The sequence below is a fragment of the Azospirillum sp. B510 genome (assembly GCF_000010725.1).
Taxonomy (GTDB): Bacteria; Pseudomonadota; Alphaproteobacteria; order Azospirillales; family Azospirillaceae; genus Azospirillum; species Azospirillum lipoferum_B.
This window is the reverse complement of record NC_013855.1, coordinates 634,067-655,429: the sequence shown is the minus strand read 5'-3', so window position 1 is coordinate 655,429 and position 21,363 is coordinate 634,067. Positions and strand designations below refer to the sequence as shown.

Sequence of the window (21,363 nt, the reverse complement as noted above, 5' to 3'; positions counted from 1 at the left end):
GGCTTTTGCTTCGCATGGTCTGAATTTATCAGCAGATGGACACACGAATAATTGGACTATGGTAGCAGATTGCCGGATATGTGCCGAATATGACTGCCTGAATCACCGAAACGGGATGGGGCGGACGGGATCACTCCGGCCCGCCCCATCCCGTTCGGCCAAGTCCGCGGTCAGGCCTTCGGCAGCTTAAAGACCCAGAGCGAGCCGCCCTGGTTGATATCCTTCACCAGCTTGGCGACATCGCCGCCCCACAGCGGCACCGCGCCACCCCAGCCGGAGACGACGGCGACATATTGTTCGCCATCCATCTTCCAGGTGACCGGGCTGCCGACCACGCCGGAGCCGGTCTGGAACTTCCACACCTCCTGGCCGGACTTGGCGTCGAAGGCCTTCAGATAGCCTTCCGGCGTGCCGGTGAAGACGAGGTTGCCGGCGGTGGTCAGCACGCCGCCCCACAGCGGCGCCGGGTTCTTGTATTCCCAGACGATCTTGCCGGTCTTCGGATCGACGGCGCGGAGCGCGCCGATGTAATCGTCATACAGCGGCTTGATGGTGAAGCCGGCGCCGAGATAGGCCGCCCCCTTCTTGTAGGTGATCGGCTCGTTCCAGATGTCCATGCCCCACTCGTTGGCCGGGACATAGAACAGCTCGGTCTGCGGGTTGTAGGCCATCGGCATCCAGTTCTTGGCGCCGAGGAAGGCGGGAGCCGCGAAGACCGATTTACCCTTGCCTTCGCCGCCGCCCTCGGTCGGGGCGCCGGGGCGGTTGTCGTCGTTGTAGATCGGACGGCCGCTCTCGATGTCGATGCCCTTGGCCCAGGTGATCTTGGTGACGAAGGGCGAGGCGTTGATCAGCTTACCGGTGTTGCGGTCGATGACATAGAAGAAGCCGTTGCGGTCGGCCTTGCCGCCGGCCTTGATGACCTTGCCGTCCTTGTTCAGGTCGAAGGACACGAACTCGTTCACGCCGTCGAAGTCCCAGCCGTCATGCGGCGTGGTCTGGTAATGCCACTTGATCTCGCCATTGTCCGGATTGATGGCGAGGGTCGAGGAGGTATAGAGGTTGTCGCCCGGACGCAGATGCGAGTTCCACGGCGCCGGGTTGCCAGTGCCGAAGAACAGCGTCTTGGTCTCCGGATCATAGGTGCCGCCAAGCCAGGTGGCGCCGCCGCCGGTCTTGTACATGTCGCCCGGCCAGCTGGCGTTGGTCTTGCCGGTGACGGTCGAGTCCTTGCCGTTCAGCGTGCCCATGTTGCCTTCGATGGTCGGGCGCTGCCAGACCAGTTCGCCGGTTTCGGCATCGCGGGCCTCCACCATGCCGACCACGCCGAACTCGCCACCGGAATTGCCGGTGATGATCTTGCCATCGATGATCAGCGGGGCGGCGGTGTTGGAATAGCCTTCCTTGTATTCCTGAAGCTTCTTGTTCCACACCACCTTGCCGGTCTCGCGGTTCAGCGCGACGAGGCGGGCGTCCAGCGTGGCGAAATAGATCTTGTCCTTGTAGATCGCGGCACCGCGGTTGACCACGTCGCAGCAGGGCATGATGCCGTCGGGCAGACGGTGGTTGTATTCCCACTTCTTGTGACCGGTGCGGGCATCGACCGCATAGAGGCGGGAATAGGAGCCGGTGACGTAGATGGTGCCGTCATAGATGATGGGCTGGGCTTCCTGCCCGCGCTGCTTCTCGCCACCAAAGGAGAAGGACCAGACCGGCACCAGCTTCTTCACGGTGTCGGCATTCAGGTCGGTCAGCGGGCTGAAGCGCTGGGCCTGCGGCCCCATGCCATAGGTCAGGACCGCTTCGGTGTTGGTGGCGCTCTTCAGCAGATCGTCGCTGGACGGGCCATCTGCGGCCAGGACGCCGGTGGCGCCGAACGCGGTCAGCGAGGCTGCCAGGGCGAGACGTGTTACCAGGCGCTTCATGTGCGGTTGCCTCCCATTACTGATGATGACGGCACCGCCCGGACAAGACCCGTCCGTTGCCGCCGGACGGGCGGGTCCGGCGGCGGGAAACGGGATCGGGGCGGTTCTTTCGAGCTCTTGGCGGTCGAAGAGACCGCATCGCTGACGATATCGGCAGTGTAGGCGGATGATCTGCCGGGTAAATTGTCTGATAGTAGCAGGCGCAAGCGTCACGCCGCCGACGGATCAATTGACCCGCGGCAGGCTGGCCTGCTCGATCTTGGGCCAGAGATGGGCGACCGAGCGGCGATACTCTTCCCGCAACACGTCAAGCACTTGGAACCGCTCGGGAATCGGCAGCTCCAGCGCCTCCGCCATATCCAGGCCGGACGAGACGGCGTGGCGCAAGCCGCCGTCCAGCCAGGTCAGCCAATCGCGAGTCTGGGCAACACAGGCCTTGTCGGCGCGGATGTGCCCATGGTTGGGAACCAGCAGCCGGATGTCGAGCGCATCGACGGCGTCCAGTTCCTTCAGCCAGTCGGCGACGGTGGCGTGGGGTGTCGTCGGGGTTCGGTCGCAGAAGACCACCCCGCCGGCGAACAGCACGCCGGTGGTCTCGTCCAGGATCATCAGGTCGGCGGCGGTGTGCCCGCTCAGCGGGATCAGCCGCAGGCGGTGGTCGCCGAATCTGACGGTCGAGCCATGGACAGCCTCGGTCGGCACCGTCACCTCGGTCCCGCGCATCCAGTCGCCGACCAGCCGGTACATGTTCTCGGCGATGCCGCTTCCTTCCTCCTGGATGCCGGCGATGGTGCCGGGCAGCGCGGCGATCGGCACGTCGGCGAAAGCCTGGGAGCCCAGCCAATAGTCGGGATGCAGATTGCTGATGAAGACCTTCCGCACCGGCTTGTCGGTGACCTTGCGGATGGCGGCGCGCATCTCCTCGCCATAGCGGCGGGAGGGACCGGTCTGGATGACGATCACCCCGTCGGCGGTGACGATGAAGCCGGAATTCAGGATGTTGCCGCCGTTGGCGCGGGTGAAATGCTTGGTCGATCCCTCGAAGACATAGGTATCGGGGGCGATCCGCCTCGGCTTCAGGTCGTAGGTCAGCCGCCCCATGGTTTGCGTCGTGGTTTGCGCCGTGGTTTGCGTCCCGGCCTGGGCCATGGTCTGGGTCACGGCCGGCGGGGCCGCAAGGAAGGTCAGTATGGCGGCGACGCCGACGGTCAGCGCCAGCCGGCGCAATAGCGGCATCCTCATTGCCCGACACTCCAAGGCTGATCGACGGGCTTCAGCGACATCGCCGGCCTCATCGCCGGCAGGGCGCCGGCCGGCGGCATCGGGATGGTCGCCCGGATATCGCCCCCCTGGTTGTCCCGGCCGCGCAGCACCAGCGCGCTGGCGTCGGGCGGCGGACGCAGGTCCAGCGAATAGACCGGGTTTTCCGACACCGGCTCCAGACTGTCGATCCGCGCCAGGGCGGAGGAGGCGCCGCTTGGCGTCTGAGCCTCCACCTCCAGCGTCTCGATGAAATAGGCGGGGATGCCGTCGACGAGGCCGGTGTCGTTGGGGTGGCGGATGCGCAGGCGCAGCCGCGCCACCCCGTCACTGTCCGACGGCCACAGCCGGGCCTGCACCTCGCCGACATGGTCGGCCCAATCCTTCTGGGCGTAGGACGCCGGCGGCGCGCTGCAACCGCCGCCGGCCGCATCGACCAGCACGCCGGAGACATGCCACACCCCGTCGGCGGTCCGCGCGGCCCCGCGTACGGCGGTGGCCTGCTGAATCTTGATCCGGGTGGCGATGTAGGGCGCGGCTGTGCCGGGATGATAGCGCAGCACCAGCGGAAAGGGGTTGAGATCGGCGATGGCCACCATCTCCACCACCCGCCCCAGCGCCGTGGCATCGACGGAGAGCGGCACCGCGCGCGTGTCCTCCGCCGACGCGGGGGCGGTGACCTTGACCGCGTTGTCGAACACGACCGGCGCCCCGGCGAAATACTGGTCGCGCAGCGTCTCCCACATCACGGACTTCAGCGGATCGGCGGGGGACGGCGCGGCGAGGGCGGGGACAGCCAGCAGCATCATTGCCGCGCCAACATGCCCGCCGAGAAGACACCCACCGAGCAACGCCTGTCGCATGACCATCTCCCGAACAGCTGTTTTCCCCTCTGCCCCCAGCGGGGAAATTCTCGATCGTCCTCACTCCACCAGCGGCGGCGAGCTATGGGTGACGCCATAGGCGGCGAAGATCCTTCCCATCGTCCCATCCTCGGTCAGGGCCGCCACCGCATCGCCGACGCTGTAGGCGAGATCGCGGGAATTCTCCTTGGTCGCCATGCCGATGCTCCAGTTGGACGTCATCATGCCCGGCAAGGCCACGGTGGTGACCGGGAACCGCTCCGCCTGCGGCCCCAGCGCCGCCTGCACCTGGCTGAGCGGCGCCAGCACCGCGGCGGCCTCGCCCGAGGTCAGCTTGCCGATGGCGGCTTCGGGCGTCGGGCAATGGATGATGCGGCCGCGCAGCCGGCCCCCTTGCAGGCTAAGCAGGAAGAAGTCGGGAACGCTGTCGATCTCCACCGCGATGGGTTCGTCCGGCAGGGTCGCCAGCACGGCGGACCGCACCCGCTGCGGGTCGCGGGCGAGCGCGAACACCTCCTGATGATAGGGGCCGAACAGCACCGCTTCCGGATTCATCAGGCCGAAGCGCTTGTCATAGGGGATGTGCATCATGATGTCGGCAAGCTCGCCGCCGAACAGGCTGCCGCGCCACACCGCGACGCGCAGGTCGTCCGACACGGTTTCCCCGGGAATCTGCTCGTAGATGTCGGGCTTGACGCCCAGCTTCTCCGCGATCGCCCGCGCAAGATCGACATCGATGCCGACCAGCCTGCCATCGCGTTGGAAGGAGAAGGGCGGAAAGTCGCGATAGACCGCGACACGCAGCCGGCCACGCTCCATCACCTCGTCCAGCGGCCGGGCGGAGGAGGCGGTCGGAACGGTCAATGTGGACGCCATCGCCCCGGCCGCACAGCTGGCGGCGAGTCCGGACAGGAAGCGGCGGCGGGAGATGGGCGCCATGGCAGGTTCCGGCAATGGTGGAGGCTTCATGAAACGGGTGGCCAGGATAGCAATCCATCAGCAACACGAATAATTGGACTTTCGTACAGGTTGGCCGTCCAACCAACGGATCATGCGGTCCGGCCCCATTCCCCCTTTTCCCCCCTCCCCCTGTCCATGCTTCCATAGTCGCATTCCGCAACGGAAATTCACCGGATAGGCTGCACACCAAACTGTTGGCACCCCAACGGAAGAACCAACGGCAGAAATGGCCGGAACCCGATGACCACGCTCCGCCTGCCCCGTCTTCTCCGCGGCCTCTCGCTGGCGGCGCTCGGCGCCGCCTTGCTGGCCTGCACCGGCGCCTCCGCCCAGTCGGTGACGGAGATCCGCATCGGCTTCCTGTCGCAAACGCCGGAACCGCCGCCCTCCGTCGCCAATCCAGACGAGCCGGCGGCGGATGACGGACTAGCCGGGGCCACGCTCGCCATCGCCGACAACAACACGACCGGCAAGTTCCTCAAGCAATCCTTCGTGCTCGACAGCGTCGCGGTGGCGCCGGACGGCGATGCCGCCGCCGCCCTGCGCGACCTGGCCGGACGCGGCGACCGCTTCATCATCATCGACGCGCCCGGCGCCACGGTGGAGGCGCTGTCGAAGCTGCCGGAGGCGCGCACCCTGCTGCTGCTGAACGCCACCGCGCCGGATGATGTCCTGCGCGGCGCCGCCTGCACCCCGAACCTCCTGCATGTGGCGCCCAGCCGGGCGATGCTGGCCGACGCGCTCGGCCAATATCTGGTGAAGAAGCGCTGGCCGCGCTGGTTCCTGGTCACCGGCCGCCGCCCGGAGGACAAGCTTTATGCCGACGCCGTCCGCCGCGCCGCCAAGCGTTTCGGCGCCCAGATCGTCGCCGAGAAGAGCTGGACCGCCGAGAGCGACGTCAACCGCACCGCGGAATCGGAAATCCCGGTCTTCACCCAGACCAAGGCCTATGACGTGCTGATCGTCGCCGACGAGGTCGGGGAGTTCGGCGACTATCTCTCCTACCGCACCGCCGATCCGCGTCCGGTCGCCGGCACCCAGGGCCTCGTTCCCACCGTCTGGCACCGCACCCACGAACAATGGGGGGCGGCACAGCTGCAATCCCGCTTCAAGACCTCGGCCAAGCGGCCGATGACCGCGCGCGACCACAATGACTGGACCGCCGTCCGTGTCGTGGGGGAGGCCGCGGCGCGCGCGCGAACCGCCGACCCCGACCGCCTGATCACCGTCATCCAGTCGCCCGACTTCACGATGTCCGCCTTCCGCGGCGCTCCGCTCAGCCTGCGGCCATGGGACGGCCAGCTGCGCCAGCCGGTGCTGCTCGCCGCCGACCGCTCGCTGGTGTCGGTGTCGCCGCAGGAGGGATTCCTGCATCCACGCACCGAATTGGACAGCCTGGGCTACGACCAACCGGAAACGCTCTGCAAGACGCGAGGAAAAACCACGCCATGACCGCCGCCCGCCTCACCGGTATTTCCGTCGCCGCCCTGGCCGCCACGCTTCTGGCATCGGTGGCCTCGGCCCAGACCATCTATGTGTCCAACGAGAAGGACAACACGCTGTCGGTGATCGACGGCAAGACGATGACGGTCACCGACACCATCAAGGTCGGCAAGCGCCCGCGCGGCATCACCCTGTCGAAGGACGGCACCCAGCTGTTCATCTGCGCCAGCGACGACCATGCGGTGCAGGTGCTCGATCTCGCCAGCAAGAAGATCGTCCACAATCTGCCGTCCGGCGAGGATCCGGAACAGTTCGCCCTCAGCCCCGACGGCAAGAGCCTGTTCATCGCCAACGAGGACAGCAACATCGTCACCGTGGTCGACGTGCCGACCCGCAAGGTCGCCTTCCAGGTCGATGTCGGGGTCGAGCCGGAGGGGATGGACGTCAGCCCGGACGGCCGCTGGGGCGTCAACACCTCCGAGACGACCAGCATGGTCCACTGGATCGACATGGAGAAGCGCGCGGTCGTCGACAACACGCTGGTCGGCCCCCGCCCACGCTATGCCCAATTCACCAAGGACGGCGCGCAATTGTGGGTGTCGTCCGAGATCGGCGGCACCGTCAGCGTCATCGACACCGCCAGCCGACAGGTGAGGAAGGTCGTCGATTTCCACATCAAGGGCGTCGCCAAGGACCGCATCCAGCCGGTGGGCGTCAAGCTGACCGATGACGGCCGCTATGCCTTCGTGGCGCTCGGCCCGGCTAACCATGTCGCGGTGGTGGACGCCAAGACCTTCGAGGTGAAGGATTATCTGCTGGTCGGCCGCCGCGTCTGGCAACTGGCCCTGACGCCGGACCAGAAGACGCTCTACACCACCAATGGGGTCAGCGGCGACGTGTCGGTGATCGATGTCGACAGTCTGAAGGTGACCAAGACGGTCAAGGTCGGCCGCTATCCCTGGGGCGTCGCGGTCAAGGGGTGAGTCACGGGGGGGCTGGGAGGCTTTGGGGCGGAAAGGAACGGTGGAATGACGGTGCCGGCACTGGAGGTCGAGGGGCTGCGCCACAGCTATGGCGGCAACCGCCCGGCGCTGGAGGATGTCGGCTTCCGCGTGATGCCCGGCGCCTTCACCTGCCTGCTCGGCCCCAATGGGGCGGGGAAGAGCACGCTGTTCGCGCTCGCCACCGGCCTGCTGCGGCCGACCGCCGGGCGGGTGCGCATCCATGGTCACGACATGGTGCGGGCGCCGGGAAAGGCGCTGGCCCGGCTGGGCGTGGTGTTCCAGCAGCCGACCCTCGACCTCGACCTGACGGTGTCGCAGAATCTGCGCTATTTCGCCGCCCTGCACGGCGTCGGCCGCCAGGAGGCCGACCGGCGGATCGAGACGGAACTGACCCGCCTGTCCCTGTTCGAGCGGCGGGGGGAAAAGATCCGCGCCCTGAACGGCGGCCATCGCCGGCGGGTGGAGATCGCCCGCGCCCTGCTTCACCGCCCTACCCTGATGCTGCTGGACGAGCCCACCGTCGGGCTGGACATTCCGGCCCGCCGCACCCTGATCGGCCATGTCCATGCCCTGTGCGCCGAGGACGGCATCGCCGTGCTGTGGGCGACCCACCTGATCGACGAGATCGACCCCGCCACCGACCATGTGGTGGTCCTTCACCGCGGCCGGGTGCGCGCCAGCGGACCGGTCGCCGCGGTCAATGCCGAAACCGGCTGCGCCACCGTGGCGGAGAGTTTCGACCGGCTGACCGCCGGCCGTCCGGCCGCCGATGCGGAGGCCGCGGCATGAATGGCGGGCACCTGAAGGTATGGTGGACCGCTTTCTGCGGCATCGTCGCGCGCGAGGTGCTGCGCTTCATCCATCAGCGCGAACGCTTCCTCGGCGCGCTGGTGCGGCCGCTGGTGTGGCTGTTCGTCTTCGCCGCCGGGTTCCGCGCGGCGCTCGGCATCGCCATCATCCCGCCTTACGAGACCTACATCCCTTACGAGGTCTACATCGTGCCGGGGCTGATCGGCATGATCCAGCTGTTCAACGGCATGCAGGGCTCGCTGTCGATGGTCTATGACCGCGAGATGGGCAGCATGCGCATCCTGCTGACCAGTCCGCTGCCCCGCGCCTTCCTGCTGGTCGCGCGGCTGTTGGGCGGGGTGGTGGTGTCGGTTCTCCAGGTGGCGGCCTTCCTGCTGATCGTCAGGCTCTATGGCATCGATCTTCCGGTCTGGGCGCCTTTGACCGTGCTCCCGGCCCTGCTGCTCAACGGGCTGATGCTGGGGGCGCTCGGCATGGTCCTGGCTTCCACCATCCGCCAGTTGGAGAATTTCGCCGGGGTGATGAATTTCGTCGTCTTTCCCCTCTTCTTCCTGTCCTCCGCCCTCTATCCGCTCTACCGCATGGAGGAGGCGGGCCCGCTGTTGTGGTGGCTGTGCAGCGTCAATCCCTTCACCCATGGGGTGGAATTGATCCGTTTCGCGCTCCATGGGCAAATCGACGGGCTGGCGCTGGCCGCGGTGACCGGCGCCACCCTGCTGTTCGCCGCGCTGGCGGTGCGCGGCTATTCACCGGCGCGCGGCATGGGATCGCGGGGACCCTCGGCGGCGGGGTGAGGCGCGGCAATCCCGCGCTCGCGCTCCAGCAGGTCCCGCTTGCGCTCTATACCCCAACGATAGCCGGACAGGCCGCCGTCGGAGCGCACCACCCGATGACAGGGAATCGCGACGGCAAGCGGGTTGGCGCCGCAGGCCCGCGCCACCGCCCGCACCGCCGCCGGCTCGCCGATGGCGGTGGCGATCTCGGCATAGCTGGCGGTCCGGCCGGCCGGAATGGCGCGCAACGCCTGCCACACGCGCTGCTGAAAGGCGGTGCCGCCGATGTCCAGCGGCAGCGTCAGCCCGGTCCCCGGCGCCTCGACGAACCCCACCACCTGCGCCACCGTCGCCTCGAAGGCGGCATCGCCGCCGATCAGCTCGGCTTTGGGAAAGCGGTCCTGTAGATCGCGCAGCAGGATATCGGGATCATCGCCGAGCAGGATCGCACACACCCCGCGCTCCGTCGCCGCCACCAGAATCGAACCGAGCGCGCAGCCGCCGACCGCGAAGCGGATCGTCTGGCCCACCCCGCCCTTGCGGTAGCTGGTGGGCGTCATTCCCAGCCGCGCCCCGGCGGTTTCATAGAAGCGTCCGGAGGAGCCATAGCCGGCCTCATAGATCGCCTCGGTCACGCTGCCGGCCTGCCGCAACGCGTCGGCGACGCGGGCGGCGCGCTGGGCTTCAACATAGGCGCGCGGGGTGACCCCGGTCACCTGCTTGAAGATGCGGTGGAAGTGGTGCGGGCTCATCCCCGCCGCAGCGGCGAGATCCTCCAATCGCGGGGCGTCCTCCGCCTCTTCGATCAGACGGCAAGCGCGGGCGACGGCCTCGGCCCGCCGATCACCCTGGCTCGGCCCGTCGGGCCGGCAGCGTTTGCAGGGGCGGAAGCCCGCCCGCTCCGCCTCGGCGTTGGTAGCATAGAAGACGACATTCGCCGGCCGCGCCGGCCGCGCGGCGCAGCTTGGCCGGCAATAGACGCCGGTGCTGCGAACCGCGTAGACGAACAGCCCATCGGCGGCGGGATCGCGGCGGCGCAACGCCTCCCAGCGATCCCGTTCGGCCTCGATGATGTTGGACTCCGTGATGTCGTCGCGTGCGCTTGCCATCTCTCCCTCTCCTTGCATGAACCTTAACAGGTTCCATGGCGCGATGAGGGTGCACTCTGACCCGCTTGACCGGCCGTCACACTCCGCCGCTTGCTTTCAAATTCGATCCTCCCCGGCGGAAAGGACAGATCGAGCCCCTCGGATGGCATATCGATACCGGGATATGGTTGGATCACCGGTGGTTTCGGCTTGCCGGAGCGGCCGCGGTGACGGGCATCACGGCCCGCCGCTTTCCCCGGCCGCCCCTGGCTCTCCCGCGTCGGGCTCCGCCAAGTCGGGCTCCGCCATGTCGGGCCCCGCCATGTCAGGCGATGTCGTAGACGAAGCGGTCCTCGCCATCGACGGCGACATGGACGCGGGTGATCGGCTCGCCGTCGCCCATGCGGGCGAGGATGCGCGACGACATCTCCGGCAGAAGCGTGCGGTTCAGGATGGTCTCGATGTTGCGGGCGCCGCTGGAGACCTCCCGGCAACGGTCGACGATGCCCTGGACCAGATCGTCGGAATAGGAGAAGGCCGCCTTGTAATTCCGCGCCACCCGCCGGGCGATGCGGTTCAGTTGCAGCACGACGATCTTCTTCAGATTCTCGTCGGACAGCTGGAAATAGGGAATGACGGTGCAGCGGCCGAGAAAGGCCGGCTTGAAGCTCTTCTGCAACTCCGGATGCAGCGCCTCCAGCAGCCCGTCGGCGTCCGGCGCGGTCTCCGGGTCGGCGCACAGCTTGTGGATCAGGTCGGTGCCGGCGTTCGACGTCATGATGATGACGGTGTTCTTGAAGTCGATGTCGCGGCCTTCGCCGTCCTTGATCGTGCCCTTGTCGAACAGCTGGAAGAAGATGTCCTGCACGCCGGGATGGGCCTTCTCCAGCTCGTCCAGCAGCACGACGCTGTAGGGCCGGCGCCGCACCGCCTCGGTCAGCACGCCGCCCTCGCCGAAGCCGACATAGCCGGGAGGAGAGCCCAGCAGAAGCGAGACCTTATGCTCCTCCTTGTATTCGGTCATGTTGATGGTGGTGACGTTCTGCTCGCCGCCATAGATCAGCTCGGCCAGCGTCAGCGCCGTCTCGGTCTTGCCGACGCCGGACGTGCCGACCATCAGGAAGACGCCGATCGGCTTGCGCGGGTCGGTCAGCTTGGCCCGGCTGGTCCACATCGCCTGGGCGATGGCGTCCAGCGCATGGTCCTGGCCGATGATCCGCTCCTTCATGCGGTCGGCCAGCGACAGGATGGTCCTGATCTCGTTCGACACCATGCGGCCGACCGGGACGCCGGTCCAGTTGGCGACCACCTCGGCCACCGCCTGCCCGTCCACCGCCACCTTGACCAGCGGATCCTCGCCCTGCACCGCCGAAAGCTCGGCGGTCAGCGCCGAAAGCCGGGCGGTCAGCGCCTCGGCGTCGAGCGGCTCGGCGTCGAGCGGCTCGGCGCCAGGCGGCTCGGCCGTGGCGGCGCCCTCGGCGCCCCGCGCCTGCGCCTTCGCCCGCTCGTGCGCGGCGACCAGCTGATCGCGCGTGCCGTTGATCGTCTTGACCAGCTCCAGCTCCCTGGTCCAGCGCGCCTCCAGCGCCGCCAGATCGGCCTCGGTGGCGGCGATCCTGTCCTTCAGCGCCGCCACCTGCTCGGCATGGTCGATGCCGATGGCCTGCTCGCGCTCCAGGATCGCCAGCTCGGTCCCGGTCAGCTGGATGGTGCGGCGGCGGTCCTCGATGGCCGGCGGGGTGGCGGTCTGGCTCATCGCCACGCGGGCGCAGGCGGTGTCGAGCAGGCTGACCGCCTTGTCGGGAAGCTGGCGCGCCGGGATGTAGCGGCTCGACAGCCGGACCGCTTCGATCAGCCCCTCGGTCACGATGCGGACCTTGTGGTGCTTCTCCAGCGTCGCGGTCAGGCCCCGCATCATGTCGACGGCGACCGGCTCAGCCGGCTCCTCCACCTTCACCACCTGGAAGCGGCGGGTCAGCGCCGGGTCCTTCTCGAAATATTTCTTGTACTCGGCCCAGGTGGTGGCGGCGACGGTGCGCATCTCGCCACGCGCCAGCGCCGGCTTCAGCAGGTTGGCGGCGTCGTTCTGCCCGGCCTGCCCGCCGGCGCCGATCAGGGTGTGCGCCTCGTCGATGAACAGGATGATCGGCTGGCTCGACCCCTTCACCTCGTCGATCACGCCCTTCAGCCGGTTCTCGAACTCGCCCTTCATGCCGGCGCCGGCCTGGAGCAGCCCGAGGTCGAGCGACAGCAGGCGGACGTTGCGCAGGTCGGGCGGCACGTCGCCCGCGGCGATGCGCAGCGCGAAGCCCTCCACCACCGCCGTCTTGCCGACGCCGGCCTCGCCGGTCAGGATCGGGTTGTTCTGGCGGCGGCGGGTCAGCACGTCGATGATCTGGCGGATCTCGGCGTCGCGGCCGAGCACCGGGTCGATCCCGCCGGCCTTCGCCCGCTCGGTCAGGTCGATGGTGTACTGGTCGAGGTTGGGGGTCGCCCCGCCGGCCTTCGCGGCACCGCCCGCGGCGCCACCGCCTCCGGCCGCGGCCGCGGCGGCCGCGGCGCCGGTCCGCGCCTCCGCCGTGTCGGCGACGATCCCGGGCAGGTCGCGGCGCAGCGCCTCGGCGCTGATCCTGGCGAACTGGCCCGACATGTCGCGGGCCTGGGCCGACAGCGAGTCGTCCGACAGCAGCGCGGCCAGCAGATGGCCGGAGCGGATCGCCCCCTCGCCATATTGCAGGGAGGCCAGGACCCAGGCCTCGCGCATCAGCTGGACGAGGGCGGGCGAAAGGGCCGGCGCCCGGCTGTTGCCGGTCTTCAGCTTGTCCAGAACCCGCGTCAGGTCGGCCGACAGACGCCCGGCGTCGATCTCGTAGACACGCAGGATGGCGCAAACGTCACCGTCGGCGGCGCCGATCAGCTGGAGAAGCCAGTGCTCGATCTCGCAATTGTAATGCGTGCGCGACAGCGTCTGACCCGCAGCAGCCTCCAGAGACCGCCGGCAAACCGGATGCAGACGCGAAATCAGGCCCTGAAGATCGACAGACACCATGGATTCATTCCTTCTCGCCTCGTTGATCGTCTCAACCGACTGGGTCGCTCCACTCGTATCCGGTGTCGTCTCCCCATCGGGAGGGTTCGGGTGCCGAATTGGCGCGCCCGCGTTTATCCGACCGGAACAATGCCGAGGCCGATGGCGATGGCGATGGCGATGAGCGGCGCACGCCATCCGTCACCGTCCCGGTCCCCTCCGATGCCATGCCGTACGGCTCATAGCCGGTGTCGTCACCGAAGCGGCTCGGCGATTCCTCGGCAACCGAACTCGGCCTCGTCCTGTTCAGGGTGTCGAGGAAGCGGTGTGCCCCCTCCGGCGAGCCGGGCGGAAGATCGGCCGGGCTGCGCCTCTGCATCTCCCCCAGGATCGAGCGTCCGGTGGAGCTCTCGGACAGACGGTCGAGCGAGGATTCAGGCAGGGTCGACCAGCCGGCGCTCCGGAACCGGGTTACGGCGCGGCGCTGCTCCCAAATCTCCGACTGCGAACGCTGGAAGGACGACAGGATCGGATCGCTCCTGTCGCTGGCGACCGCAGCCTCGGTCGGGGCGTCCATGCTGGCGCGGTTCCAATAGGCCGAGCGGTAGTTGTACTGAATGGGGCGGTCGCCCCCCCACACCGAGATGCGGTCCGCCTGCTGTCCGAGGGGCCGCGACCGCCAACGCGACTTGACGGCGCCGGCCAGCTTGCCGGGAGCCTTGACGATATCGTCCGACAGCTTGGCCAGTTTTCCCGGCACCGCGGCGACCTTCTCGAGCCCGCTTTTTCCTGCGTCGCGAAGGTTGTAATAGGCCAGCCATTTCAGTTTCTGACGCCCGATGTCGCTGGTGAGCAGATGGCGTCCCTGGAAGGCGTCGGTTATCCCGTATTTATAGGTGCTTCTTGCAAACCTTTTGCCATAGAAGCTGGCATCCTGCGACTGCTTTCTCGTGGCGCGCCAATATCGTGGCAGGTTATCGACCGGAGACGTCAGAATCTCGCCAATGGTTGGTTCATCATATTGCCTGCGTCTCAGCGCACGAATGTTTGATTGCTTCTCATAGGCCTCGCGCAGTTTCTTCGTTTTTTCGCCGGCCTGACGGGATGCATCGTTGAAAAGGTCACCGGTGCGCTCGAAGAAGCCGGCACGGGTCTGGGAAGCCTCGTCGAAGAAGCCCTGCGCCTCCATGTCCTGGCGCAGGCGGCTGAACTCCGACAATTGTTCGCTCAGGTCCGAACTGCTTGACGAGGAACTCAGCCGCAGTTGTTCGCTCATGTGCGAGCCGCTGGACGACGAACTCAACCGCCTGGACAGCCGGTCGAGAGTCTCCGGCGGAAGATCGAGCCTGTCGCCGCCGGCGAACAGCCGCTGCGACAAGCGCTGGCGGGCCTCGTTGCTCGCGTCGCCAAGCGATTCCCGCATCCAAGGCGCCAGTTGACCATCGTTCATCAGATACTGGTCGGCATTCCGCTTGATGGCGTTGCCGATGGACGGCCGGATCGCCGGGAGCTGGCCATCGGCCGTCCTGCCAAAGCGCCCGCGCCACGCGTCGGTATAGTCCTTGAAGGACTTCCGGACATCCGCCGGCATGCCGCGGATCGCCTTCTCCAGCGACTTCAGGACGCCCTTGTCGCCATTTCCGGCGAAACGGCCGGACAGGCCCTCCAGCGGCGCATCATAGAGATCGTCGGTCTTGGGAAACAGCTTGCGGTAGGTGAGCCGCGGATTCTTGATCGCCAGCTCGATGCGGGTGCGCAGGGGCAGCCGATTGCTCCTGGTCATCGTCTTCGCCGACCATTTCTGGCCGGCGCGCGTGGCGTCGTCCATCGTGGTGTCGGCCAGCGTTTCCGCGAGATCCTTCACCCCGAAGCGCGCCACCTCATCGGGAGTCATGTCCGCCCGATTGCGCCAGCCCGAGGTGAAAAGCGCGCTGATCTCGTTGTCGAGCGACGTTTTCGCGGTTGTGGTGCCGGCTTTGCTGGCCACCGTCTTGGCGCCGCCGACACCCAGCTTGCCGGCGGCCGAACGCGCCAGCCCGGCGAGAGCCGCGAAACCCACGCCGATCTCCACCGGAATGAAGCCGGTGGTCACCACGCCGCCGTGGATCGTCAGACTGCCCATCACCGCCGCCGGGAAGCCATGGACAAGCACGGTTGGCGCCCCGGTCGCGATGGCGTCGGGCGGCCCGTTGCACAGGCAGGGATTGCCCACCATCGCCTGCGGCATCCCACCGACAATCACGTTCACGGCGCCCGGCGGCATGACCGGGCCCCCGACATGGGGGATGATGCCCGTGAACATCGGGCAAACATGCATATCGCCGACGCGCGCGGCGGGGCCACCGATCACCATGACGATCCTCCTCCGGTTTCGGTCTGGCCGGTTCAGTTGATGGTGACGAAGGGCGCCAGGGTCGAGGCGTTGACGGCGGCCATCGTGTCGACCGACACCGCCAGGGTCTCGCAGATCACCCCCATGCTGCTGATGTTCGTGGCCATGGTGGACACGTCGAGCGCGGCGATGATCTGGGTGCTGAGCGAGGTCAGGACGATCACGCCGCCGGACGCCAGGCTCACCGCTCCGTCGCCGTTCAGCGCGATGCTGTCGGCGGACAGGGTTATGCCGCTCTCGGTCATGCTGATGGTCGTGTCGCCGACCGTGAAGGTGATGGAATTCGGGGTGATCTCGATTCCGGCCGTCTTGGCGGCGTCGGTGTCGGCCGCGCAGCCCAGACTGACCGACTTCGTCGCCACGGCGTTGAGGCTGTCGCTGCCGATGGTGACGGTCGGGGCGGCGGCCTCCACCTGTCCTTGCGAACTCAGCACCACCCGGGCCCCGCCACTGACCAGCACGGTGCCGGCGGCGGCGGCCGGCGGCGCGCTGTCGGGCCCCTGCCCGACCGCCTCGGTGATCGGTACGGTGTCGTCGTCCTTGCCCGACCTGCCCGTTCCGTTCCTCATCCCGGCCCGCCTCTCGTCCCGACACTCGTCCCGACGCTCGTCCCGACGCTCGTCCATGCGCCGCTTCCGGCGGTCCTTGCCGGTCCCTTCGTCGCCATTGGCCGTGATGGCGATCATGCCGGCGCTTTGCAGGATGCGCTCCCCGGCCCGAAGATGAACCGAGTTGTCGGAACCAAGCTCGAGGAAACTGGTCTTGCCGCCACGCGTGAAGACGCTGCCCCCCGCCTCGCCCGACAGGCTGCTCCTGGTGGCTCCGCTGTGTTGGGCAAGCGTCTCCACCCCTTCGGCCGCCGCCGCCCAGGCGGCGTTGCGCGACAGGTCGCGCAGGCGCTCCAAGGCGATGGCCGCCTCCTGCAAGGCCCGCATCATGTCGGACGTCGATGCCGAGGGGTCGGCGGTACCCGCCTGGAAACGGTCGAGCGCCTGCAAAGCGTCGGCGGTCGCCCGTCTGTCCAGCTCCATCCGCTGAAGCTTCAGCCGCGCCCTCTCATACTGGAAGGCGGTGCTGAGGACGCCGGAATAGTGCATCACCTCGGCGGCGATGATGAAGGGCAGCGCATTGTCCCCGCTGGGAAAGACGGGGGCCAAGGTGTCCATGGCGGCCAGCGCCTGGGAGACCAGCATGCTGTCGCGGGCGTCGGATGAATCGGACGAGGACAGCACCGTGTCGCTGGCCTCGACGAAGGTGTCGTAGCTTCCCTGGAGGCTGGGTGGGAACCGCGTGACCGGCGCGTCGGTCCGACGCTTGCCGCGCGCCTGCTCGAAGGTCCGGCGGGTGGAGTCGGCGTCGGTCCGCGCCCGCGCCGCCCGCGCCCCGGCCTCGGCCCAGGACAGCTTGGCATCGACGAACATCTCGGCGGCATTGATCTCGGCGGCGAGCGAGCCCGTCGCGCCGACCCGGCGCGGAGGAACCGCCGCCAGCAGCGCCTCGCCCGCCGCGCCATACGCCGTCTTGGCGGCCGCGATCTCCGCCGACTTCGGCACCACCGTGTCGGGCACGAGGTCGATGGCGGCGCGCAGCAAGCGTTGGCCCGCCTGCCGGTAGGTCTCGATCACATCCGGGGGAAAGACGCCGTCCGGCAGGTTCGACGGCATCCGACGGGCATCCAGCGCCTCGCGATGGGCGGCGCGCAGGGTCTCGTGATCGATGGCGGCCTGGTCCGCCAGCGCCTCCATCACCCCGGCGGCGGCTTCGGCGTAGGCGTAGGCGGCCTCCCGCTCCGCCAGGAAGACGGTGGCGTCGGCACCTTTGACCCGACGGTAGTCGTCCATGACCGCCATCCGGGAAGCGCCCTCTGATTCCAATTGCGCCAGCATGGCCGTCTGCCGCTGGATGATGCCCTGCGCTTGCGCCTGCCCGTCCAGCCCGGCGGCGGCGGCCTTGGCCGCGTCCACCGCGGTGCCGGTGGTGACGTCGGCGCTGTCGATCGCCGTCTGCAACGCCACCAGGGCCTCGGTGTAAAGCGGATAGGTCACCGGGCTGCCGGGGTCGTCGAACAGGGCGAGTTCCTCCGACGTCAGTCCGGCGGCCTCCTCTTCGCGCGTTCCGGTGACGGTCGCGGCGGCGTCGCGCGCCGCCTCAAAGGCGAGGCGCGCCTCTTCCAGCGCCTCGCGGGCCTTGTCGGTCTTCGCCTGCTGGTCCGACTGGATCGTCTGGAATTCGTTCAGTCCCTGGGTGACGTCGGCGGCCATTCCCTCCACCCCCAGCACATGCAGATCGGGCTTGGCGCCACGCGCCGCGCTGGAAAAGGGCGAGGCGCCGGCCAACACGGAATTCTTGCGGCCCGACAGATGGACATAGTCGCCGGACACCGCCGCGAAGGGCGCCACCACGTTCATGCCATAGGCCGGATAGGCATGCAGGCTGGCCTTGGTCTGCATCACGATGCCGGAATCGGGATAGTCGGGCGCCCCCATGCGGATCGAGCTGTCCTTGTGCGGCGTCGACAGACGGATCCGTTCGCCGTCCGCCTCGTCCTCGAAGGCGATCTGGTTGCCGCCACCGGTGCGGATGACATTGCTGGTGTTGTTGCTCTGGTCGATCGGACTGACCAGCCGGGCGTTCGGCACCACCCCCGCGATCACCGGCCGGTCAGGGTCGCCGTTGAGAAAGGCCAGGACCACCTCGGTTCCGGGCCGCAACGGCAAATGCACGCCATAGCCCTGGCCACCATGCGGCTGGGCCATGCGCACGCGGGCGAAGGGCGCCGGGTTCTCCGCCGGATCGTCGATCAGAAGCCGGACCTTGTAACGGCCCTGTTCATCCAGCTTGGCATAGGTCGGGTCGCTTTCCGGTTCGATGACGCCGGCGAGCAACCCGTCCATCCGGGGCTTGGGCGTGCGGCGTTCCGGCCGGACATTGCGGCCGGACAGGGCGGCGGTGAAGCGCACGATCATGCGGTCCTCGCCCTGGCCGCCGCCGAGCGGCCGGGTGTAATCGCACTCCACCAAGGTGACCGCCAGCCACAGACCATCCATGCCGGGATGTCCGTCGATCTGGATCAGGGTGCCCGCGTCGATCACCGCCTCGGCGCACACACCGGTGAACAGCCGCTCCGCCGCCGTCAGCGCGTCGGAACGGGCCTTCAGCAGCAGGGCGGCCTCGTCGAGGCTCTCGAAATTGGCCGCATATTCCACGATCTGGGTGCCGTCGCCCCCGTCCAGCGTGATGGCGCGCGACCAGTCGGCGTCCGGCGTGTCGGCGTTATAGTCGCGCAGCACATAACGGCTCGGCAACCGGGTGCGGCGCGAGCGGATCTCCGTGATGCCGAGCTTCTCCCCGGCGCCGTTGAAGGGCAGCACCGGCACGGCGCCGCGCTTCCACAGAGGATCGCCATCGGTGAAGACCAGAATGTCGCGCCCTTCGGCATGCTCGAAGAAGAATCCGATTCCCCAATGCTCGGCCAGCCTGGTCAGGAAATCGAGGTCGCTCTCGTTGAACTGCAAAGCGAAGCTGCGCTTGGGGTAATTACCGGTCAGCCGGAAGACGAAATCGAGATCGCGCTGGAATCCGGCCCGCGTCAGCACGGCCGCGAGTGTGTCGGGAACGCTGGAATCGGCGTGCAGATGCATGCCGGACTGATGGGCCAGCTTGGCGACGCGCGGCTGGACGCGCAGCTCGTAGATCATCGACGCGCCGCTGGCGCGGGCGGCGTCGGTGATCTCCGTCACGATGCCGTACAGCGTGCGGCGGCCCGGCACCGCGCCGCCGGCCGGGGCCGCGCCCTGCCGCATCACGATGTTCAGCTCCTCGGCGTGGGGGGTCTCCACCACGATCTCGATCGCGCGGCCCAGCAGAAGATCGGCGTTGATCGAGCCGAGATTGGGCGTGGCCAGGGTCAGCATCAGATCGGTCAGACGCGACAGCCCGCTGACCTCGGTGAAACGCGTCACCTCGATCGCCGGATCGTCGAGGATCCCCTCGGCGAACACGGTGACCGTCGTTGGTTGCGGGAGCACGGCAAGGTCCACCATCGCAAATCCCCTGATGCCCTGGTTTGGAGAATGGCTGCTCCTGTGTGGCCGTCGCCGAGCCAAAGTTCCGGCGGCGACGAAATGACCGGATGACGGGAACCAATCGGCGCGATCGATCCACAGAAAGACGGCGCGCCCCGCAACCGCGGCGGAACGCCGATCTGCGGTCGTCAGGCGTTCGTCATGGGGGAGAATATCGCGGCATGCGGCTGCTACTGATGCTCGACGGGCGCCCGCCCCAGGGACTTGCCGGAGAGGCCGTGTTCGGTATGGCCGGCGGCACCATCGGACGGGCCAGCTCGTGCGACTGGGTGCTGCGGGATCCGGCGCGCCTGATCTCCGCCCGGCATGCCGTGGTGACGTTCGAGAATGGACGCTTCTTCCTGGTGGATACCAGTTCCAACGGCATCCTTTACAACAATGTGCGGCCGGTCGGTCGCAGCAACCGGGTTCAGCTGTCCTCCGGCGACCGGCTGGCCATCGGCCCCTTCCGGATCCTCGCCCGGTTGGAGGATGACGGAACGGCCGAGCTGCCCGAAACGGCACTGGCAGCCTGGAGCCCCACCGCGGCCGATCCCGGCCTGGGGGATGCTCCCGGTCCGGGAAGCATCCAGAGGATCGATCCGCTGGAAGCGCTGTCACCCCCATCCGACGATCCGGCCCCGGCAACCGGCGGCGCCATTCCGGACGATTTCGACCCGCTGGCCGACATCCTGAGGGCCGAAACGCCGCTGCCCCGACGGCAGGCCGTGCTCCAGCCCCTCGCCGTTCCCCCGGCCCGGCCTGGGAACACGGTCCCGGCCCCGCCGAATCCCCACCCCCTCCCGCAGGCGGTCACGCCGGCCGCCCCATCGCCGGCAGACGGCCTTGCCGGTGCCGAACGCCTCATCCCGTCCCCCGACGGGATCGGCTTTGGCGGACGGGCGATCCTCCCGGAAGCCCGGCGGGCGGCCCCCGTCACCGTCCTGGACGCCGTCCAGGCATCGGCCCTTGCCGGCTTCTGGCGCGGGTTGAATGTCGGACCTCCGCCCGACGCCCGCCAAGCGGCGATGGCGGAGGCGCTGGGAATGGCACTGGCCGCCGTGCTCGACCACGGAGCGGGCGGCGACTGGCGGCTGGCGCTGCGCGATGGAGACCCGGTGGCGCTGCGGCGGATCGTCGGCCCGCGGGAGCGGACCGATTCTTCAACTCCCACCATTCTGCCCACGGGACGGACGTGACCCTCATGGCCTCCATCACACCTTCGAGATCGGCGCTGCTCCTGTTCCTGCTGATGACGGCGGCCTGCGGCTCGACCAAACCGCCGCCGCCAACCCGGATCACCGCGACCATCGCCGCATCGGACCAGATCAATCCCAACGCGCTCGGGCAACCATCGCCACTGGTCGTGCGCGTGTACGAGTTGAAGAACCTCGACCAGTTCATCGCCGCCGACTTCTTCACGCTCTACGACAGCGACCAGCTGGCGCTGGCACAGTCGCTGGTGGCAAGGCGGGAGCTGTCGGTCAAACCGGGAGAGACGGTCAAGGTCGAAGGCGGGGCCAGCGGCAGCGAGGCCACGAAGTTCGTCGGCGTTTTCGCAGCCTATCGCGAAGGGCAGGCCGCCACCTGGCGGGCCAGCGTCCCGATCGTGGCCAGTGCGGTCAACCTGCCGCTGTTCAAGCTCGACGTCAATTCGGTGAGCCTGAAGGAAGACCCGCCTCCGATGCCTGAAACCGGTGGGACCTGGTGGTGGCCGTTCTGACGCCGGTCGATTGAACGAGCCGATCGACCG

Annotated in this window: 14 protein-coding genes; 6 read left to right on the top strand and 8 right to left on the bottom strand. The window is 68.0% G+C overall.

The features are described 5' to 3' along the window. Nucleotides 1-170 precede the first annotated feature (170 nt). From AZL_RS18180 to AZL_RS18165, 4 genes are all read right to left on the bottom strand, one after another. Nucleotides 171-1,925: a methanol/ethanol family PQQ-dependent dehydrogenase gene (locus AZL_RS18180; protein WP_012975953.1), complete on the bottom strand. Its 1,755-nt coding sequence runs from the start codon at nucleotides 1,923-1,925 to the stop codon at nucleotides 171-173. A 225-nt stretch (nucleotides 1,926-2,150) separates the two neighbouring features. Continuing rightward, entirely contained in the window at nucleotides 2,151-3,167 is a 1,017-nt protein-coding gene (locus tag AZL_RS18175; RefSeq protein WP_012975952.1) for a quinoprotein relay system zinc metallohydrolase 1, read from the bottom strand. Further along, nucleotides 3,164-3,994 (bottom strand): quinoprotein dehydrogenase-associated SoxYZ-like carrier, encoded by an 831-nt coding sequence (locus tag AZL_RS18170; RefSeq protein ID WP_247894409.1) that lies wholly within the window; start codon nucleotides 3,992-3,994, stop codon nucleotides 3,164-3,166. The genes AZL_RS18175 and AZL_RS18170 overlap by 4 nt, the downstream gene beginning before the upstream one ends. Before the next feature lie 114 nt (nucleotides 3,995-4,108). Continuing rightward, complete coding sequence (locus AZL_RS18165) at nucleotides 4,109-4,987, bottom strand: transporter substrate-binding domain-containing protein (protein ID WP_148219472.1); 879 nt, start codon at nucleotides 4,985-4,987, stop codon at nucleotides 4,109-4,111. A gap of 261 nt (nucleotides 4,988-5,248) precedes the next feature. Here AZL_RS18165 and AZL_RS18160 point away from each other — a divergent pair, with 261 nt between their 5' ends. The 4 genes from AZL_RS18160 to AZL_RS18145 are packed head-to-tail and all read left to right on the top strand — an operon-like array spanning nucleotide 5,249 to nucleotide 9,059. Beyond that, nucleotides 5,249-6,460 (top strand): ABC transporter substrate-binding protein, encoded by a 1,212-nt coding sequence (locus tag AZL_RS18160; RefSeq protein WP_012975949.1) that lies wholly within the window; start codon nucleotides 5,249-5,251, stop codon nucleotides 6,458-6,460. Then, nucleotides 6,457-7,434, top strand: coding sequence for a YVTN family beta-propeller repeat protein (locus tag AZL_RS18155; protein WP_012975948.1), 978 nt, complete (start codon nucleotides 6,457-6,459; stop codon nucleotides 7,432-7,434). Before AZL_RS18160 ends, AZL_RS18155 begins: the two co-directional genes overlap by 4 nt. 45 nt (nucleotides 7,435-7,479) lie before the next feature. Then, complete coding sequence (locus AZL_RS18150) at nucleotides 7,480-8,244, top strand: ABC transporter ATP-binding protein (RefSeq protein WP_012975947.1); 765 nt, start codon at nucleotides 7,480-7,482, stop codon at nucleotides 8,242-8,244. After that, nucleotides 8,241-9,059: an ABC transporter permease gene (locus AZL_RS18145; protein ID WP_012975946.1), complete on the top strand. Its 819-nt coding sequence runs from the start codon at nucleotides 8,241-8,243 to the stop codon at nucleotides 9,057-9,059. The genes AZL_RS18150 and AZL_RS18145 overlap by 4 nt, the downstream gene beginning before the upstream one ends. Here AZL_RS18145 and ada read toward each other — a convergent pair. From ada to AZL_RS33500, 4 genes are all read right to left on the bottom strand, one after another. Further along, entirely contained in the window at nucleotides 9,008-10,147 is a 1,140-nt protein-coding gene (gene ada, locus AZL_RS18140; protein WP_042444190.1) for a bifunctional DNA-binding transcriptional regulator/O6-methylguanine-DNA methyltransferase Ada, read from the bottom strand. The genes AZL_RS18145 and ada overlap by 52 nt on opposite strands. Nucleotides 10,148-10,451: 304 nt before the next feature. Beyond that, nucleotides 10,452-13,175: a type VI secretion system ATPase TssH gene (gene tssH / locus AZL_RS18135; protein ID WP_012975944.1), complete on the bottom strand. Its 2,724-nt coding sequence runs from the start codon at nucleotides 13,173-13,175 to the stop codon at nucleotides 10,452-10,454. A gap of 31 nt (nucleotides 13,176-13,206) precedes the next feature. Continuing rightward, a complete protein-coding gene (locus AZL_RS37645; RefSeq protein WP_012975943.1) occupies nucleotides 13,207-15,507 on the bottom strand; it encodes a PAAR domain-containing protein in 2,301 nt (766 codons plus the stop codon). Between the two features lie 32 nt (nucleotides 15,508-15,539). After that, complete coding sequence (locus AZL_RS33500) at nucleotides 15,540-19,589, bottom strand: type VI secretion system Vgr family protein (RefSeq protein WP_052293705.1); 4,050 nt, start codon at nucleotides 19,587-19,589, stop codon at nucleotides 15,540-15,542. Nucleotides 19,590-19,792: 203 nt separating this feature from the next. On the opposite strand from AZL_RS33500, the gene tagH reads away from it, so the two are divergent. Together tagH and tssJ are read left to right on the top strand one after the other, a co-directional pair. Continuing rightward, entirely contained in the window at nucleotides 19,793-20,809 is a 1,017-nt protein-coding gene (gene tagH / locus AZL_RS18120; RefSeq protein ID WP_012975941.1) for a type VI secretion system-associated FHA domain protein TagH, read from the top strand. A 5-nt stretch (nucleotides 20,810-20,814) separates the two neighbouring features. Then, complete coding sequence (gene tssJ, locus AZL_RS18115; protein ID WP_042444188.1) at nucleotides 20,815-21,333, top strand: type VI secretion system lipoprotein TssJ; 519 nt, start codon at nucleotides 20,815-20,817, stop codon at nucleotides 21,331-21,333. The last annotated feature ends 30 nt before the right edge of the window (nucleotides 21,334-21,363 follow it).